Here is a 17,937-nt window from a genome sequence, read left to right as displayed (position 1 = left end):
GATCACGCGGCGCGGAGGACCGTGGCGCGGTCTTCGCCTTCGAGAAAAATCCGTTGCCACATTTCCAGATTGATCAGCAACCAGAGGCGATCTCCGTGTTGCCGTTCTCCGCTGCGATGCTCTTCGGCCAACCGCCGGAGCATGGCCGGCCTGAAAAATCCGCGCTCGCGAGCGCGCGCGCCGAGGACGAACTCCTCGACGACCGACCAGAAGGGGCCGCGGAGCCATCGTCCCACGGGGACCGGGAAGCCCATCTTCGGTCGCTCGAGAATTTCCCGCGGGACCAAATTTTTGAGCGCCTCCCGGAGCACGGCCTTGGTCGTCAAGCCGCGGACTTTAAGCGCGCTCGGCAAGCGCACCACACGCTCGACGAACTCGTGATCGAGAAACGGCACCCGGCTCTCGATCGACGCCGCCATGCTCATCTGGTCTTGCTTCATCAAAAGCTCCACCAGATAGGTCTGAAGATCGGCGTGGCTCATGCGATCGAGAACGCCGCCGGCCTTTTCTTCGTAGCAGCGAAGGCCTTCGGCGTAGGGATCGCGGCCGTTAAGGCGCGCGCCGTCGGCCAGCAGTTCTTGCCGGAGATGATCGGGAAAGACGGCGAAGTTCTCGTAGAAGAGCCCTCTCGGGCCGGGTTCGAGCGCGAGGATTGTCCGCTCGGCGTAGCGGCGAAGCGGACGCGGCAGGCGCCGCGCGATCTCTCGCGTCGCGTTGCGTAAGGATCGCGGCGCCAGCGGAAAATAGATCCGTCCGAGGCGCGCGTTCCAGGCGGTCACGCGATACCAGGGATAGCCGAGGAACAGCTCGTCGGAGCCTTCGCCGGTGAGCACCACCTTGACGTGGTCGCGCGCCAGGCGCGAGACGAAGTAGAGCGGCACGCTCGAAGTAAAAGCGATCGGCTCGTCTTCATGCCAGATGAGGCGCGGCAGCTCGCTGAAAAACTCCTCCGGCGAGACGACCACTTCGCGGTGCTCGGCGCCGATCGCGCGCGCCGCGAGCCGCGCGTAGCCGAGCTCGTTCGCTTCGGCCTCGGCAAAGCCGACCGAGAACGTCCGGATCGGCTCCTTGACCATCGGCGCCATGAGGGCCGCGAGGCCGCTCGAATCGAGGCCGCCCGACAAAAACAATCCCAGCGGCACGTCGCTCATGAGATGGCTCCGAACGGCGTTCGATAACGCTTCGCGAACGCCGCGGGCCGCTTCTTCGTGCGATGCGCCGGCTTCGTTCGCCGTGAGCGGCAGCCGCCAATAGCGCCGCTCGACAAAACCTTCGCCGGGAGACCAGGAAAGAGTCCGGCCCGGCAGCAGCTTGCGAATGCCGCGGAAAAAGGTCTCTTCGCCCGAGACGAAGCGGGTGGCGAGAAACTCCGGCAGGATCGCCTCGTTGAATGCCGGCCGGAGCGCGCCCGCCGCGAGAATCGCCTTGATCTCGGAGGCGAACAGCAACTCGTCGTCGGTGACGGCATAGTAAAGCGGCTTGATGCCCAGCCGGTCGCGCGCCAATAAAAGTTTTTTTTGCTTCCGGTCCCACAGGGCGAAGGCGAACATGCCCTGGAGCTTTTCCACCGCGCGCTCGCCGTATTCTTCGTAGAGATGGAGGATGGTCTCGGAGTCGCTCCGCGTGCGATAGCGGTGGCCGCGCGCTTCGAGGTCCGGCCGGAGCGCCGCGTGATTATAGATCTCGCCGTTGTAGGTGATCCAGACGGCGCCGTCTTCGTTGGTCATGGGCTGGTGCCCGCCGCCCACGTCGACGATCGCCAGGCGCCGATGTCCCAGCCCCACGGGGCCCTCGCTCCAGAGTCCCGCGCCGTCGGGGCCGCGATGGCTGAGCGCGTCGCGCATGCGCTTGACGCGCGCTTCGTCCACCACTCCGTGCGGATTAAACTTTACGATGCCGGCGATGCCGCACATGCGAGCTTCACTTTTGCTTGAGGACGACGACGCTATCGTCGCGCACGACGATCCGTTCTCGCTCGCGGCGAAAGATGAGACCCGTGGGGCCGATGGGGCTCAAGAGTTGCAATACATCGGGGCAGGGCGCCGACGGATGCTCCAGAGGAAAAAGCAAGGTCATGACGCGGAGCGGGAGCCGAACGGCGGCCGACCAGATCAGAGCCGGCGCCGGAACACGCCGGCCGTAATCCGGCGAGAACCACCCCTCGATCGGGTCGACGCTTCCTTCGACGAGGTCCATCTGGAACGGCGCCGTTGCAAACGGGCGCACGAGGAGAGCCTGGCCGCGTTGGCCGCGCGCCCTCACCCAGTTAGCCGGCTCGATCGCGACCTTCATCGGCGCGAACTGAAATCGAACCTCGACGCGGTGCGTGGCGCCGCCTTGAATATCGTCGACGATGACCCAGTAGCGCGACTTGACGAAAATCACCCGGCGGCGATGCACGACGGGATCGGAAATCTCGCCGTAGGCGTCGTGCGCGGCGTCGGCGAGATCGTAAGCTTCCGTCGAGAGCCAGCGGCGGAGCCGCGCGCTCGGATGCGCTTTCCAATCGAAAGGTCCGGCGGGCGCCGCTTGGCCGAGGCCGTCGACCGTCACGGTGCTGTGCGCCCACGTGCCGCGAAAAAAATCCCGCCACTCGGCGTCGGCAGTGTAGCAATAGGTTCCCGGGTCCACGAGGTACGGCTCGCCGAAGACCGAGCATTGGATGCTGAGCAGATCGGCGTGGCCGTGGCCGCTCTTCGGACCGTTCACGGCGCCGGCGTCGAAGATCAGGTGATGCGAGTCGCGCCGCCAACCGCTGCGCATGACGACGTAGCCGCCGTCGGCAAAAACCCGCGAGCGCTCCGTTTGCGGCGGCGCCGGTTCGAGCCGTTGGTACGACTTCAATCCGGCCGGGCCGAGCAGCCACAGCGATTCCGGGGTCGGGCCGCCGCCGGCCCACGCGTAGTCGGCGCGGCGGAAAAAAGCCGCCGCGACCGAGAAGACGCCGCGAAAATCGTCCGGCTGGCGGATCGCGAGCGGCGCGAGCCCGCCCCCGTCGGCGTCGCCGATTTGCGGCACGGAGCCGTCCGGGCGGCGCACCGCGACGAGAAAATCGAGCAGGCGCTCGAGGCGCTCGCCCACTTCGGCCGGCACGGCTAACCGGTTGCGCTCGGAGAGGATAAGAAAGTGGAGGTAAATCTCCGCCGTGTAGCGCTGGTAGCAGGTGGACTGCTCGAAATAGACGCCGTCGGAAAAAATCTGCCGCCCGCTCTGCTCGATCAAGATGCGCGCGCCGAGATCGCGCCAGCGGCCGGCCCACGGCAGCTCGGGGTAGAGAACTCCGGCGTAGAAAAGGCCCAGGGCCTCGCCGGTGAGATGGGTGTTGGGCGCGAAGTAGTAAGATAAATATTTTTCCACGTGCGCGGCGTGGAGCGAGAGGCCTTCGAGCAGCGCGGCGAAAAGCTCCGGCGAAAGCTCCTCCGAGTCGCGGAAGAGAGAGAGCGCCCACGACCAGGAGACGATGCGCAGCGCCGCCTCCAGGCTGCTCGCCCAGTTGATGCCGATGCCGGGCGGATTCGCCTGCATCCATTGAACCAGGTACGCCGCAAAGGCTTCGGCGTACCTGGCGTTTCCGGTGAGACGGTAGGCGATGCCGAGATGGATCAGCCACTGATGGCGGTTGAGCTCCCACACGATTTTGCTGTCGCCCACCATCGCGGGATCGAGCGGTCTCACGCGGCTCCAGTGCACGAGCGGGCTTCTCTGTCCGGAGACCGGATCCAAATGCCAGTCGATCGGAGCGCCGAAGGAAAGCCCGCGGTAACCCAGCAGATCGAAGCGTCCGCGGCAGATTTCATCCGCGGCGGCGATCGTCTGCTCGCAGGCATGGGCCATTTTTTCGCTCGCGAGGTCCGGCGTCTCGTCGCCGGCGGCGCCGGCGAAAAAGCGGCGCGGGCCGACTTCGTGAAATCGGTCCCGCACGAGCAGGGCGGTTCGGTCGGGATTCCCATCGCGCGCATGGAAAGAGAGTTCCCCGTTGCCGTTGACTCCGACTCGCTCCAGCCATTTGTTCGCTTCCTGACGGCCGCGATAGGCGATCTCGGTAATGCCCATATTCTTGAGTCGCGCCAGTTTCATTGCCATTCTCCCGTGTAAGCCGCCGCCCACTCGCCGCGCACCTCCGGCCAACTGTACTTTTGGACTTCTGCTCTTGCGTTGCGCGCCAGCTCTCGGGCGTGATCGGGATTCTCCAACAGATCCTCGACCGCTTCGGCCATCGCCCGCGGATCGTCCGCGGGAACGATCGAGCCCGTCTCGCCGTCGCGCACCATGCCGGCGACTTCGCCGGGCGCGGTCGTGACGACCGGCAGCCCGGCTGCGAACGCTTCGAGCACCGACAACGGCTGGTTGTCCACGACGGAAGAGTTGACGAAGATATCTCCCTGGTCGTAGAGGCGGGGCATGATCCAAGGCTCCACGCGGCCGACGAAGCGGATTTTGTATCCCACGAGCGCAGCGGCCAGACGCTTCAGCCGCTCGTCTTCGCTGCCTTGTCCCGCGATGGTCAGCGTGGCGTCCGGATAGCGATTTGCGAGCAAAACGAACGCCTCGATCGTGTTGTCGACGCGATAATAGGGTTCGAGATTGCGGGTGGAGACGAGCCGGGGACGCAGCGGATCCCGCTCGCGATAGCGGTAACGCGAAGCATCGACGACGTTGCGGATGACGCGCGCCCGGTAGCCGTGACGGGCAAAGACCTCTTTCAGATAATCGGACGGCACGACGATCTCGTCCGCCAGGCGCAGCCACGGGTGCACGAGCCTTCCCCAGTTGGCCAAATGGTCCGCGGCTTCGCCGCTGTGATAGTTGAGGACGACCCGCTTGCGGAGGCTCTTGGCCGCGAGCATCGCCGGCAGCGGCGCGAGAAGAAACGACCAGTAGGAAGCGGAGAAGACGTGCACCACGTCGGCGCGCTGCAACTGCAACAGGCTCGGGAAATAAAGCGCCTGGTTGAGCAGCGTCCGCGCATAGGGATATTGGCGGATTCCCTGCAGCGGCGCGGGGAAGCGCGGGTTGATCGGAATGAAAGCGACCTCGTAGCCGTCGCCGCGCAGCCGCTCGAGCAAAATATTCGCCTGCACGCCCTGGCCGCCGAGGATATCGAGACTCGCCGCGACCAGCGCGATCCGCGGGCGACGCGCGCGCGTGTAGATCAAGGGAGCGCTCGCCAGGGACTCAACGGAGAACATCGGATGCCGGCATTGTTAAGGCAGATTTGGCGCGAGCAACTGCGCAGGTACCTTGACGATAAACGCGTCCAGCCGGTTGCCGCCCATGTTGCTCGTCCAGATAAAATAGCGGCCGGTGACGTCGATATTGCCTTTCGGCTGCTTGCAGTACTCGCCGCAGCCGCCGTCAATATCGCCTCCCCGCGCTTTGAGGTCGGTCATGACGGGAGCTACCGGAAGCGCGTTCAGCGACCCGTCCAGCCGAAAGCAGATGATCTCGTCGCGCCGCCCCGCGTCGCCGCCGGCGCCGCTGCCGCAAGCGTACTGCTGCTCGGCGAGGACATTCGGTTTGGCGTTGCCGTGCGCGATGTGAAGGAGCGAGGAGGCGGAGCCGGGCGTCGCATAGTAGGCGAGCACGCCGTCGAGCGGCTCTTTGGCGAAGTTGTAGACGACCTTCGTGTAGGGCCGGCTGTCCGCGCTGTCGCCTCCGACGACGTAGCCGTAGCCCATGTCGACGTGGACCACGGCGCCGAATTTCGTCCCGAGAATTTTTTGCTGGTTGGAGAGCAGCGTTCTTTGCTTGCCGGTGTCCAGATCCACGACGCGGTTGTCCATGTCGTGGAGTCCGTCCCATTGCTCCAGGATAAAGAGCCAGCGGCCGCTCTTGTCGATCTGACACTCGTCGAATTCCTTTTTCTTGGGGAAGTAGGAGAACCGGCGCGTGTTTTCGTTGTACACCAGGCACCCCATTGCCTCTTGATCGCCTTTCGCGGTATTCACGCCGTCGCTGCACCCGGCCTTGACGCACTGGAGCGTCCCGGAATGAACCCGGTCGTCGCTGCTCGAATGCGTCTGCCCCACCGTCTTGTCCTTGCCGAACTTCTCGGTGACGTCGAAGACGGTCGAGAAATTTTTCGCCAAGACGTCGTAGCGCTGGAGCTGCGGCCCATTATTGGAGACATAGAGTTTCGTCGGCTGAGTCGCGCTGAAATACCAGCCGTCGCCGCTGTGCGAGTAGAACGGGCTCGACGGCGGAAACAGCGGCCCGAGCTTTTTCACTTCGTCGGTCGGCTTATGGTAGCTGAACAGCGTCGGGCCGGTACCGCCGTATTTCTGCTCGAGTCCGAGAAAAATCAACATCGTATCGCTGCCGGCGTGGTTGTTGATGTTGCTCCAGTACGAATATCCCACGGGGAAAAGGCAGGCGTTGCCGCCGCAGTCGGAGGGAACGGTGATGCGGATTCCTTCCGTGTTGTACGGCGCGGGAAACTTGAACTTGCCTCTCCCGGACGGAACAAAGCTTTGAATCTGCGCTTGGGTCAGCCTTGGGCGCGCGGCGGTGTTGGTGGATTTCTCGATAAACCCGCCGGGAAACGAGGGCGCTCCGGCCGCGGACGCGCGCCAAAGCAAAACTCCGGCCGTCAACAGGACCGCGGCGAGAGGACGAAGATCGAACATCGGACTCATCGAGATGGTTCCTACAATCAGCCTGTCGATGAAAGTTGCCGCGCGGCGCCGCTTTGAGCCGCTATTTGAGATTTGAGATTTGAAATTTGAGATGCCGCAGGCCTTCCGTCGAGAAACGTCCTGCACCACAGCTCGAAGGAGATCAACGTCCAGATTTCCAGGTCGGCGATCCTTCCTCTTTCGTGCTGTTTCAGAAAGTTATCGATGAAGTCGAGGTTGAAGATCCCGCGCTGCCTGCTCCGCTCCGAGAGCAGCAGGTCATGGACGAAGCCGCTCAGCCGGCCGCGAAACCATTGCCCCAGCGGAATCCCGAAGCCCTGCTTGGGCCGGTCGATGATCTCGTCGGGCAAGAGCCCGCGCAGCGCCTGCTTGAAGATATACTTCGTCACGCCGCCGCGCAGCTTCAGCTCGGGCGGGATCGTCGCGGCGAACTCGACGAGCTTGTGATCGAGCAAAGGATCGCGCGCCTCGATGGAGTGGGCCATGCTCATCCGGTCCACTTTGGTCAGAATATCGTTCGGCAGGTAACCCATCAGGTCCAAGTATTGGAGGGCCGGAAGCCAATTGCCGTTGGCTTGCGATAGCGCGTCGAGCTCCCGCCGCCACGGCTCGTAAGGGTCGGTCATCGCGATCGCCTCGGGACGAAATAATTTTTTCTTCTCTTCCTCGGTGAATAGGATGACGCTGTCCAGATAGCGCTCGGCCCCCGCGAGGGAAAAATGGTACAGCAGGTTGCGCCCTCTCATTCCCTCGGGCATGAGCCGGGCCGTGGCGCCGAAAATTTTCCGCAGCAAAAGCGGCACCCGGTAGCGCCGGTCGTTGCCTTCGACGACGTACTTGTCGTAGCCGCCGAATAGCTCGTCGCCGCCGTCGCCGGAAAGCACGACTTTGACGTGGCGCGCCGCCAGCTTCGACACCATGTACGTGGGAATGCACGACGGGTCGCCGAACGGCTCGTCCAGATGCCAGGCGAGATCGTCGATGATCTCCAGGACGTTGGGCTCGAGCACCAGCTCGTGGTGCTCGGCGCCGAACCTCCTGGCGATGGCGCGGGCGTGCGCCAGCTCGTTGAATGCGGATTCCTTGAAGCCGATGGAAAAAGTTTTCAATGGAGCGGAGCCGAGATGCGCCATGGCGGCGACGACCGCGCTCGAATCGATACCGCCGCTCAAGAACGCGCCGAGCGGGACGTCGCTCACCATCCGGAGACGGACCGACTCTTGCAGAAGCTCACGCAGCCGCTCGACGAAATATTCCTCGCTCCGGCCGTAATCCGGCTCGAAGCAGACGTCCCAGTAGCGCTCGACGACCGGCTTTTGTCCCGCCGCGGCGATCAAGAGATGCCCCGGCGCGAGCTTGTGGACGCCCTCGATGATGCTGTCGGAGCGGGACGTGCACATGAAGGTGAAAAGGTGGTTGACGCTTTTCCAATCGAGCTTGCGCTCGACCTCCGCGAGCTGAAGGATCGCCTTCAGCTCGGAGGCGAAGACGAGCCTGCCGCCGATTTCGGCATAGTACAGCGGCTTCACCCCCAAACGGTCGCGCGCCAGGAGCAACGTTCGCTTGCGCGCGTCCCAGAGGGCGAAGCCGAACATGCCGCGCAGTTTTTCCACCGAGCGCGCGCCGTACTCCTCATAGAGATGGACGATCGTCTCCGTGTCGGTCGCGGTGTAGAACGAGTGGCCGCGCCGCTCGAGATCGCCGCGCAGCTCCTTGAAGTTATAGATCTCGCCGTTGAAGACGACCTGGATCGAGCCGTCCTCGTTTCTCACGGGCTGGCGTCCCGTCGCGAGATCGATGATGCTCAAGCGGCGCATGCCGAGACCGACGCCGGGGGCGACGTAGAAGCCCTCGTCGTCCGGCCCGCGATGCGCGATCGCGGCGCACATGCTTTGCACCTCTTCCAGCCGAACCGGTCTGTCGCCGAGACTCATTATTCCTGCGATGCCGCACATAAGAAATATTCCTCTAGTACGAATTAATACGAATTAGTCACCCCAACGCGAACCATCTTAGTCAGAGTGAGATCGACGGTTCCTCAGGGACGAGCCTTCAAGCCGCAGGCAATAGGGCAGTGCCTCGTAGACTTTTTGAATCGTCTCTCTGCAGCGAGCAACCTAATTCTGTGTTTCAGAGTACCAATCACCACGCAAGTCATTGCACCTTTGCGGCCCCGTGCCTGCGGCTTTCATTCTCGCCCCCTGCGGACCCGCACCCGCGTGTAGGAGGGGGGCAGCCCGAGAGTGCGAGCCCGAAGGGCGAGGTCACAGGGACGTGTGGTGACACGGCAGGCCCTGGCGGATGGAGTTGGCACCTCTGGGGTGGCCGGCGAGGGTGGCCCTCGAGCCACAGAAACTATTGAGCTCGCCCGGAGCGGCTCGCGCTCTCGGGCTGCTCGTGGAAAATATTGCTAGTACCCCCTTATCAGTTGTCCTACTTTTGAAGCGCTGGTTGGGAATCGTTGCAGCAAGCCGATGAGCGCGATGCGCTCGTCCACGGTGATGAGACGAAGCGCGAATGCAAGAATCAACCACGCGATGCCGTAAGCCGCACACGCGACGAACATCAGGAGAAAAGGCGGCAGCTCCAGATGCGTTTTGACCAGCATCGCCGGCGCCGCCGCCGCGACGCTCACCGCCGCGTTCAACGCCAGGCTTCTCCAGGGGAGAAACTCGGAAAGCCCGGCTTGCATGACTTGCTTCAGTCGAACCAAAGACCAGAGCTTCGTGGCGAAAGCGGCAAAGACGGTGACCATCGCCGCGCCCGCCAGATGAAACCAGGGAATGAACCAGTGGATCAGCGCCACCGTCAGAACCAGCTCCGCCGCGCGCACCCAGAAAAGAAAGCGAGTCTTGGCGTAGACGCGCAGCGCGCCGTCGGTCTGCAGCACCGGCAGCAAAACCGTGACCGACCAAATCATGAAAATCGGCACGCTAGCCAGGTAATTTTCGGTGAACAGAAGAACGATCAGCTCGCGGGCGCTTACCAGGAGCAGCCCGAGCAGCGGGAAAAAGACCAGGGCCATTTTCCGCGCCGTGTCGTTCCAGATGGGAAGCACGGAACCGCCGCGCCCGTCCCGGATCTCCTCGGTCATCCTGACCATCATCACGTTGCTGACCGGCCCATGCACCAGCTCGACCAACGGGATCTGGAGACAGCCCACGGCGTAGATCGCGAAGGTCGCCGCGTCGAAGGAATACGACACGGCGTAATTGTGGTATTGCCCCGCGGAGTAGGTGAGCAATTCCGAGGCGGCAAAGGGCAAGGCATAGGCCAGTTGACTTTTGAGCGCCGGGGCGTTGAAAGAGGTATCGCCGCGAAATTCGCGTCCGATGTAGAACAGCGTCGCGATCAAACGGATCGAGGCGAAGAAAATGGCCCCGAGCAGCAGCCATTCCAATCGGCGCGTGAGGACCGCGGGAATAATGAAGCAGAGGCCTTTCAGCATGTCGGAGAGAGCGTACGCCGAAGCGGTCAAGAAGAAGCGCTTGCGCGACGTCATGACGATTTCCAGGATGGATGAGACCATCGTCAGCAGCAGAAAGAAGCCGACGTACGGAATGTAGGGGATCAGCGCGCTGTTGCCGAGCAACTGCGCGATTCTCGGCGCTCCCAGGCTGAGGAGCCCCAGGCAGACGAGCCCCGCAATCGTCAGAGCGATGATGGAATTCGCCGCATACCGGCCGCCTTTTTCGCGCTCCGAAGGGAGGAAGTAAAAAAGGCTCTCCGCCATTCCGATCTGGGCGACGCCGAAAAGCGTGGCGTAAATCAAAAAGAGCTGCTTGTACGTGCCGAATTCGGCCTGGTCGAAGACCCTGACGAGCACCACCGGAATGAAAAACGTCACGGCGAACGCCATGACTCTTCCGGCCATCAACAGCAGCGCGGGCTTAAAGGTCGAATCCATTTCCATTCGTTCTGCGGTGATCCCGCAGGCAGTTATCCGTGAAAGGGAAGAGTCCCCTCACGAGGCACTTGAAAATAGCGGGAGAAAAATCCCCGCGCGCATCGAGGCAGGAGTTCTCCCACAGGAGGATTCTCGGTATCGTCAACAGAGGATGGCGCGCATCCCGGTGCCGGCAAGTGGTGTATCCGAACCGGTAGCCGCACGCGGCCGCAGCCTGGACCACGGCGGCGTTGAACTGCCCGTCGGGATAGGCGATGTGCGTCACTTCCGTTCCGAGCCTCCGCTCCAGCTCGCTGCGCGAGCCCTGGATCTCGTCGAGAATCGTTTGCGGCTTTTCGTTGGTGAGCTCGACGTGTGTTTTGGTGTGCGATCCGACGGTCACGCCCGCTCGGTGCATCGCGACGATCATCTCCCACGTCAAGGCGCGATGCGCGTTCCATGCCTCGGGCCCAATTTCGATCTCGGTCTCCAGCGTTTCGATCAACCGGTGAACCTCGTCTTGCGGCAAGGAGCCGAGCAGCGAGCTGACGGCGTTCGGCGGCGTCCACTCGTCGAATCCGATCCTCTGCGCGTAGGCGGCCGGTTTCCCACGGTCGAGATACGACCGGACGAAACCCACGGCGGACCGATACCCCCAGCGCTCGAAGGCGCGCGCGAGCAGGAGGAAGAGACGGTCGTGGATCTGCAGAGCGGAAGTCCCGGCCAGATCGGTCGGCACGAAAACCGCCGCCGGAATTCCCTTGCGCTGCAACAGTGGAAACGCGTGGTGATAGAAGTCCGCGTAACCGTCGTCGAAGGTGACGGCGGCGGCCGACCGGGCGAAATGTTTTTTGCCTTCCAGCCAGGCGCCGAGGTCGTCGAGGGAGACGAAATCGAACCGGCGGCCCAGGCAATCGAGGTGGCGCTCCAACATTGCGCGGCTGGTCAGCATCGAAGGGAGAGATTGACTCGCGCCGGCGGCAAAGTCTTCCACCGTCCGGTGATAACACAAGACCACGGGCCTCCGGATAAGGAGATCCGGCCCGTCCAGCAGCCGGTCGGTTCCGCTCCAGTTCAACGCGGAGGCTATGCCCGTTTTTACCAGCCGCCGCAGCGTATGATTAGTTCCGAGATCCATGTCGCTTGGTCGCTTGCAGCAAACTATCTCAGGCCCGAGAGCGGTTGAGCCAGCACCTGGCGCGCCATCTTTCTGGCCGCGCGGTTGAGATCGACGGCTTGTTTGTAGACCCGCCCGGCCATGCTGGGCGGATACATCTCCAGGCATCCCAGCTCGCGCGCCCGGCGCGCCCAAAGAAACTTGTAGGGCTCGTCGCCATAGAGGAAATCGTACTCCGATGCTCCTTCTTCGATAGCGTTCTTGATCGCCAGGCCCATCGTCACCAGACCGACGCTGAATTTGCCGTAGGCCGGATCGAAGCCGGACTGGTAAAAATAAAAAACGCCTTTGTAGCGGAAGCCGTAAAGAGCGGCCGCGGGCTTGCCGTCGAGCCGGAGAACGAAGAGCCTGAGCCAGCCGCGCTCCAAAGCCAGCCGGCTCATCTCCTCGTGGAAAGAGAGCAAGCCCGGCGCGCGAAAGACCCCGCCGACGCCGTTTTGTCGCCAGCGCATCCCGTGTAACTCAACCAGCAGAGAAAACGCTTCGCGGCGCTCTTCTTCCGTGCCGGCGGCTTCGAAGCGGACATCGAACTGCTTCGAGAGGTTTTTCATGCGGCGCCGGACATTGTAGCGATGCTCGGGTCCCAGGCCGGCGAGATACGATTCCCACGAATGGCCGGCCAGCTCGATGTACGGGCTCACGCTGCGTCTGGCCTCGTAGAGACTCCAGCCGAGCTTCTTCAGTCGTTGGGCCAACTCGGCGGCCGAGGAGGAGCGCCGGTTGAGATGATCGAGCTTGAGCGCGCGCTTTTCATGGGCCAATTCTTCCGCCAGCGCCGCCAAGGCTGGTTCTTCCTTGCCGCGCTTGAGGATGACGTCCAGGTAATCCGAGCCGATGCTGCCGGCGCCGAGAAACTCGAGAGAGCGAAAAGGCGAAAAGAATCTCAGCCCGGGAGGACTCGACGCGAACGGCGCGAGCGCGATCAATTCCGGACCCTCGCGCAGCGCCAGTATGGATAACTTCCTCCCTTGAAAAAAATGTTTCCACCAGGTGAAGAGCCACTCCCAGGTCAAGAAGACGCAATCCGACGCGCTCGTCTCCAGGAGACGGCTCCATTCCTCGCGGAGCGTCTCGAAGCTCGAAGCGTCTTCTACGATTTCTGTCTGCGCGTGCATGGCGACTACGAAACGGATCGGAGCAACGCGCGCCGGCCGCGCGCCCGGCTGCGATTAAACTCCTCGCGGGCGAAGCGGGAATATGGCAGCTTCACGACCTGTTCCGCCATGTGCTCGATCTGGGCCGGCGTGATGTCCTGATGGATGGGAAGCTCCAGGGCATGATCGCGAAGGAAGCGCGCGTCCGGGGCCGTGTGTTCGTCCGCTTCGGGATAGCCGTAATTCCAAAATTCCACGGCGCGGATTCCCTGTCGCCACAGCGCTTGAGCGGCCGAATGTTTTTCGCTCACGAGAAGCGGGAAAAACAGCGGGCACACGCCGTCTTCCAGCTCCCGGGGCAAGGACGGGACCTTGCCCGCGAGCAGCTCGTGGAGACGCGAATAATTGTCCCGCCGCGTCTGCCGGATCGACTCGTAGTCGAATCGGTCGAGCAAGGCGGCGGAGAGAGACGACAGGCCGACGTTGAGTTTTTCCACGTGGTAGCCGGCCGATTGAAACTCCGGGGTGATGTCCGCCACCGGCAGTCGTTCCCTGCCGAGCGCGGTGAGCGCTTTGCCGGCCGCGCCTTTCGCCAGGCGCAGCGCTTGCCCGATAAATTCCGAACGGGTCTGGAGCCAATCCAGCATCAGCTCCGCGCTGCGAGCCATGACCGAGAGCTTATCGCACGGCTTCGTCTCGAGGTCCGCCAGCGCGTCGAGCGGCGCGCCGTTCTGGACCAAAATCCCGCCGTTCGGAACGGGCAGTGTTTTGTACAGGCAGAACACGGCATAGTCGCCGAAGGTTCCGAGCGGTTGTCCGTCCAGCTCGCTCAGGAATGAAAGCGCGCAGTCTTCGATCAAGATGAGGCCGCGTCTTCGGCAGATCTCTCTCATTTCTTTCACCGGCTGCGGCCAGCCGAGATAGTGGATCATATAAATCGCCCTCGGGTTGGACCGGCACAGATCTTCGATCTCGTTCAGATCCGGCTCCATGTTTCGATCGACGTGATAATATTCCACGCGGGCGCCGGCCGCCCGCACGGCCCAGACTTCGACGCCGCTGTGGTAGTCCGGCATCAACACGGTTGCGCCACGGTCAAAACCGAGGGCGCGGATAAGATGGTAGATCCCGCTCCGCGCCACGTAGAAGGACGTCCGGTTGGGAGCGTCGAGAGGGAACGGCCGCCCGCAGCGGCGAGCGGCGCGGAAGAAATACCTAGGACTGAGCAATTGCCAGGCGGGAACGTACATGGACTATCTCCGAAGAAAAACCGCGGGCCAACTGCGCTTTATTCTCGGCGCCGCTTGAAACTTGAGCCAGTGGAGCAGGCGCGGGCGCGGGGCATTCCTGAACACGTACAGCCAGCAGTGCGCTTTGGTTGTTTTCGTCCAGCTAAGCTTCCAGCTATCGTCGACTCCTAAAAATTCGTATTCCGCCAAGCCGCGCTCGCAGGCGTCGCGAAAAAGCAGGTAGCAGAGAATGTTGTACGGGGAGTAGGCCGCATACTCCGGGTGGTAGCCGGTCTTGAGGACAAAAAGCTTGTTCTTGTAGCCCATACCGTAGGCGAACGCGATCCGCGTTCCACCGACGGTCAGAAAGATCAAGCGCAGCGCGCCGACCGCCGCCGCGTTCCGGGCCAGTTGACTATAAAAACGCACCAGGTCCGGCTGGCAGCGAATGGCCGTGCCCGATTCGCTTTTCCAGCCCGCGGCCTCGAGCCTAAAGCCGTCCGCCAACGCGGCGTCCATGTTTTCGTTCGTGGCGACGATCTCGAGCTCCACCCGGCCGAGAAGCTCGAGCTGTCTCAAACGCCGGCGGATTTTCCCTTTGTGATGAGAGCTCAGGCGCGCCTGGTAGGCGTTCCAGCCCGGAGCCAGATCGATGTACGGCGAATGGTCCGAAGGCCAAATGCCGACGAGAAGGCCCTCCGCCCGCGCCAGGCCCGACAGCGCCGCGAACGTCGGCGAGCAAGTTAGTATCTGCGAGACCTGCAGCACGTCCCAAAATTTCCGGCGCCTGGAGAGGTAATTCCAAATGGCGCCGTAAACGTCTTCCGGCAAGCCGCCGACGATGAGGTCGAAGCGCGGGCTGTGGTCGTTATGAATCGATTGGAGCCGGCGCATCTTGAGACCATAGATGCGGGCGGGGCTCAGCATGAGCGGGGCTATGCCGATGGTTTCCGCGCCCCTCCTGACGACGAGAATGTGGAGCTGTTTTCCGGTTCCGAAACTGTCCCACCACGCGCGGAACCACTCGTGGCGGAGAAAGGGATGATCGATTTCGGCCTCTTCGACCAGCCGATTCCAGTCAGGCGCGAGGTCGAGAAAGGCATCGTACTCGGTGACGGCTTCGACCGATATCTCGGCATCGGTCGAAGACTGTTCCAAAGAAAGGGCTGTTGCCGGCATCATAGGGCTCTCCGTGAGCGCGCTAAAACCCGATCGTCCATTCGCCCTCCGCCCCCGTTGGAAGCGCAGCGCCGCGGTCGATCGCATACTCAACCTCCCTCGGGGAACTTCGCTTTCGGCGGCTGTTTTAGATTGTCGGGAGACGGGCCTCAGCGCGGCGACCGCAACAGATTGCGCGACCGACGCCAGCGTCTGGAAAAGCGCCCGTCCGCGTTTGCGGACGCGGTCCTGCGGCGGGCGGTTTCCAGAAGCTGGCTGTAGAGTTCTTCCGTATCCCGGGTCATTCGCTCCAGAGAAAAGTGCCGCGCGACCCGTTGTCTCCCCGCCGCGCCGAATCTGCGCGCCGTCTCGGGGTTGGCGAGCAGCAGTGAAATCGCCCGGGCCAGCGCTTCGGGCTCGCGCGGCGGCACGAGCAGGCCGGTCGTTCCCTCCTCGACGACTTCCGGATTGCCGCCGACCGTCGTGGCGACGACCGGCAGGCCGACCGCCATGGACTCGAGCAAAGAATTCGACAGCCCTTCGGCGCTATGGCAGGGGAGGACGGAGATCGAAGCTTCCGAGAGTACCTCCGGCACGTCGAGCCTGAAGCCGGTGAAGATGACGCGCCTGCCGATGCCGAGACGAGTCGCCTGACGCTTCAGCTCAGTCCTGTAGGCTTGGTCGTATTTAAGATCCCCGACGATCAGGAAGCGCGCCTCCTCGATGCGCTTGGCTACGATGGCCGCCGCTTGCAGGAAATATTCGATTCCCTTGAATCGGCTGAGACGCGCCAGCACGACCACCAGGGGCGCGGCGGGAGGCAGCCCGAACTCCAGACGCACTTTGCAGTCTTCATTTTTCTTTGCGAACCTGGAGAGATCGATGCCGTTCTTGATCACTCTGATCTTGGACCCATTGTATCCTTCCGCGATGAGCCGCTGTTTGATGACCTCGGCGTTGACCAGAACACAGTCGGCCAGGCGGCAAACCAGTTTGTGCGCCCGACGCTGCAGCGGCGGACCTTCCACCGTGTCGCGAATCGACCCGATCACGACCGGGACGCCCGCCAGCCGCGCGGCCGGAATGGCAAACACGTTGGAATAAAAACCGTAGGCGTGAACGATCTCGGTCCGGTCGCGCCTTAGGTCGCCGGCGCATCGGAGCGCTTCTCTGAAAGCCGTGGCGCTGCGGAGACTTCTGACCCCATATTCCTTGAGCGGTATCCGGCGCCGCTCGATGTCTTGCAGGAAGGGTCCCATCTTGTAGAAGCAGGCCATGCTTAAATCGAACTTGGCCGGATCGAGTTTTCGGGCGAGCGTCACCACCTGCCTCTCGGTGCCGCCGATCTCGAAGGTGTGAAGAAACTTCAGCAGCTTGATTCGATTTATTTCCACGATCCGCTTTCTGATCGGCACAGGGCCTGGGCTGCAACCGCGAGGCCGGCGATGTAGTAAAAATGAACGTGATACGCCACGGGATAAAACAAGCAGGAGACTGCGAACGCAATCAGGCTCGTCTGTATCCCTTCCGCGAGATAGAACAGCTCGCCGCGCTCGCCCCGCGCTTCTTTGGTTTCCCTTTGAACGAGGGCGGCGGACTTGATGCCGCCGGCGAGCAACAGGAGAAAGAGCACGAGGCCCGGGATTCCCAACTCCGCGGCGTATTCCAGGTAGACGTTGTGAACCAAGTAGCCGGAGGGCCCCCGCAGCTCGCGGACGGCCTGCAAGTTTTGGCCGATTCCGGCGCCGATGATCGGATGTCTAAGCGTGAATTCGGCGGCGGCCGCCATGTCCCCCCAGCGCTGCTGCGCCGAGCCGGTCTCGTCCGCTTTTATGTCCGTGATGGTCGACAGGCGCTCGAGATATTCCGGACCCGCCAGGGGGATCGACACCAGCAGAAAGGCAAACAGCGTCCACATCCAACGGCGCTCCGACCGGCGGCGAAATTTCCACAGATAGAGGAGGAAAAGCGTCGTCAGCGTAACGAATCCGCCGCGCGAAAAGGTGACGATGACCGCCACGGCCGAAAGGCCGATGCCGGCCGTCAAGAGGAACCGCGCGGCGGGTCTGCTGCGATGGATCAGCAAGAGCGCGACGCTGAAAGGAAGAATCAGATTGATCATCAAGGCGAGATCGTTCGGATTCCCGGCGACCGCGCCCTGGTAGCCCGCGATGCGCTGCTTCACCGTGGGATCGAGAAAAACGCCCGAATAAAAATTATAGACCGCCGTCAGGGCGAGCGGGATCGCTATCAGGCTGAGCTCCCAGGCGACGGCGCGGAGCCTTGTGACGGAGCTCACGATGTTCGCCAGCAACCAGAAGACGACCAGGCTCTTGACGTAGGCCTCGAAAAGAAAGGATAAGCTCGCTCCCGGCGAGTAGGAGAAGGGAACGGTGACGAGCGCCCACGCCGCCAGCAGAGCGGCGAGCCAAATCTCGCGCGACCGAATGGTAAGAGGCTGCCGGTAGACCAGGCAGTCCCAAAAATAGGCGGCCGCCGCCAGACCGGCCGTGAGGAGCGCGATGCGCAACTTCTCGAAGATCGGGAAGTAGCTCTGGGGCGAGATCAACAAGATGGCCGTGAAAGCCGCGAGCGCCCAGAACGGGACCGAGCTGCCGCGCGTGACGGCCGCGGGGGCCGTCCGAGCCGGAGCGGCGCTGTCCGCCGAAATATCCGGGCGCCACCATTCGAGCGATGAGCTGCGCTGCATGGACTCTTTCACCCGTAATTTAAATTTTGTTGTAGGGGCGACCCTCCG

The 17,937-nt window shown here is 62.8% G+C and carries 12 protein-coding genes; all 12 read right to left on the bottom strand.

What is annotated here, in order from left to right; translation table 11 throughout:
• Positions 1-2 precede the first annotated feature (2 nt).
• Positions 3-1,913 (bottom strand): asparagine synthase (glutamine-hydrolyzing), encoded by a 1,911-nt coding sequence (asnB, locus tag VGL70_06325; GenBank protein HEY3303135.1) that lies wholly within the window; start codon positions 1,911-1,913, stop codon positions 3-5.
• A gap of 7 nt (positions 1,914-1,920) precedes the next feature.
• Positions 1,921-4,077: an alginate lyase family protein gene (locus tag VGL70_06320; GenBank protein ID HEY3303134.1), complete on the bottom strand. Its 2,157-nt coding sequence runs from the start codon at positions 4,075-4,077 to the stop codon at positions 1,921-1,923.
• Positions 4,074-5,189 (bottom strand): glycosyltransferase family 4 protein, encoded by a 1,116-nt coding sequence (locus VGL70_06315; GenBank protein ID HEY3303133.1) that lies wholly within the window; start codon positions 5,187-5,189, stop codon positions 4,074-4,076. The genes VGL70_06320 and VGL70_06315 overlap by 4 nt, the downstream gene beginning before the upstream one ends.
• A 15-nt stretch (positions 5,190-5,204) precedes the next feature.
• Positions 5,205-6,635: a hypothetical protein gene (locus tag VGL70_06310; GenBank protein HEY3303132.1), complete on the bottom strand. Its 1,431-nt coding sequence runs from the start codon at positions 6,633-6,635 to the stop codon at positions 5,205-5,207.
• Between the two features lie 17 nt (positions 6,636-6,652).
• Entirely contained in the window at positions 6,653-8,590 is a 1,938-nt protein-coding gene (gene asnB / locus VGL70_06305; protein HEY3303131.1) for an asparagine synthase (glutamine-hydrolyzing), read from the bottom strand.
• Between the two features lie 455 nt (positions 8,591-9,045).
• Positions 9,046-10,542 (bottom strand): oligosaccharide flippase family protein, encoded by a 1,497-nt coding sequence (locus tag VGL70_06300; GenBank protein ID HEY3303130.1) that lies wholly within the window; start codon positions 10,540-10,542, stop codon positions 9,046-9,048.
• Complete coding sequence (locus VGL70_06295; protein ID HEY3303129.1) at positions 10,526-11,659, bottom strand: polysaccharide deacetylase family protein; 1,134 nt, start codon at positions 11,657-11,659, stop codon at positions 10,526-10,528. The genes VGL70_06300 and VGL70_06295 overlap by 17 nt, the downstream gene beginning before the upstream one ends.
• A gap of 23 nt (positions 11,660-11,682) precedes the next feature.
• Positions 11,683-12,813 (bottom strand): GNAT family N-acetyltransferase, encoded by a 1,131-nt coding sequence (locus VGL70_06290; GenBank protein ID HEY3303128.1) that lies wholly within the window; start codon positions 12,811-12,813, stop codon positions 11,683-11,685.
• A 5-nt stretch (positions 12,814-12,818) separates the two neighbouring features.
• Positions 12,819-14,042, bottom strand: coding sequence for an aminotransferase class V-fold PLP-dependent enzyme (locus VGL70_06285; GenBank protein HEY3303127.1), 1,224 nt, complete (start codon positions 14,040-14,042; stop codon positions 12,819-12,821).
• A gap of 3 nt (positions 14,043-14,045) precedes the next feature.
• Positions 14,046-15,203: a GNAT family N-acetyltransferase gene (locus tag VGL70_06280; GenBank protein ID HEY3303126.1), complete on the bottom strand. Its 1,158-nt coding sequence runs from the start codon at positions 15,201-15,203 to the stop codon at positions 14,046-14,048.
• 146 nt (positions 15,204-15,349) lie between these two features.
• Positions 15,350-16,573 (bottom strand): glycosyltransferase, encoded by a 1,224-nt coding sequence (locus VGL70_06275; protein ID HEY3303125.1) that lies wholly within the window; start codon positions 16,571-16,573, stop codon positions 15,350-15,352.
• On the bottom strand, positions 16,564-17,889 hold the full coding sequence (locus VGL70_06270; protein ID HEY3303124.1) for an O-antigen ligase family protein: 1,326 nt from the start codon (positions 17,887-17,889) through the stop codon (positions 16,564-16,566). The genes VGL70_06275 and VGL70_06270 overlap by 10 nt, the downstream gene beginning before the upstream one ends.
• Positions 17,890-17,937: the final 48 nt, after the last annotated feature.

This window comes from Candidatus Binatia bacterium, assembly GCA_036504975.1.
In the GTDB taxonomy this organism is placed as follows: domain Bacteria; phylum Desulfobacterota; class Binatia; order UBA9968; family UBA9968; genus JAJPJQ01.
Note: the sequence above shows the minus strand (reverse complement) of the source record. Positions and strands in the feature narration are given on the sequence as shown.

Excerpts from the sequence above, each read along its gene's own strand:
- VGL70_06310 (HEY3303132.1), bottom strand. The coding sequence starts at position 6,635 with ATGAGTCCGATGTTCGATCTTCGTCCTCTCGCCGCGGTCCTGTTGACG.
- VGL70_06315 (HEY3303133.1), bottom strand. The coding sequence starts at position 5,189 with ATGTTCTCCGTTGAGTCCCTGGCGAGCGCTCCCTTGATCTACACGCGC.
- VGL70_06285 (HEY3303127.1), bottom strand. The coding sequence starts at position 14,042 with ATGTACGTTCCCGCCTGGCAATTGCTCAGTCCTAGGTATTTCTTCCGC.
- VGL70_06290 (HEY3303128.1), bottom strand. The coding sequence starts at position 12,813 with ATGCACGCGCAGACAGAAATCGTAGAAGACGCTTCGAGCTTCGAGACG.
- VGL70_06300 (HEY3303130.1), bottom strand. The coding sequence starts at position 10,542 with ATGGATTCGACCTTTAAGCCCGCGCTGCTGTTGATGGCCGGAAGAGTC.
- VGL70_06320 (HEY3303134.1), bottom strand. The coding sequence starts at position 4,077 with ATGAAACTGGCGCGACTCAAGAATATGGGCATTACCGAGATCGCCTAT.
- asnB (HEY3303131.1), bottom strand. The coding sequence starts at position 8,590 with ATGTGCGGCATCGCAGGAATAATGAGTCTCGGCGACAGACCGGTTCGG.
- asnB (HEY3303135.1), bottom strand. The coding sequence starts at position 1,913 with ATGTGCGGCATCGCCGGCATCGTAAAGTTTAATCCGCACGGAGTGGTG.
- VGL70_06295 (HEY3303129.1), bottom strand. The coding sequence starts at position 11,659 with ATGGATCTCGGAACTAATCATACGCTGCGGCGGCTGGTAAAAACGGGC.
- VGL70_06270 (HEY3303124.1), bottom strand. The coding sequence starts at position 17,889 with ATGCAGCGCAGCTCATCGCTCGAATGGTGGCGCCCGGATATTTCGGCG.
- VGL70_06280 (HEY3303126.1), bottom strand. The coding sequence starts at position 15,203 with ATGATGCCGGCAACAGCCCTTTCTTTGGAACAGTCTTCGACCGATGCC.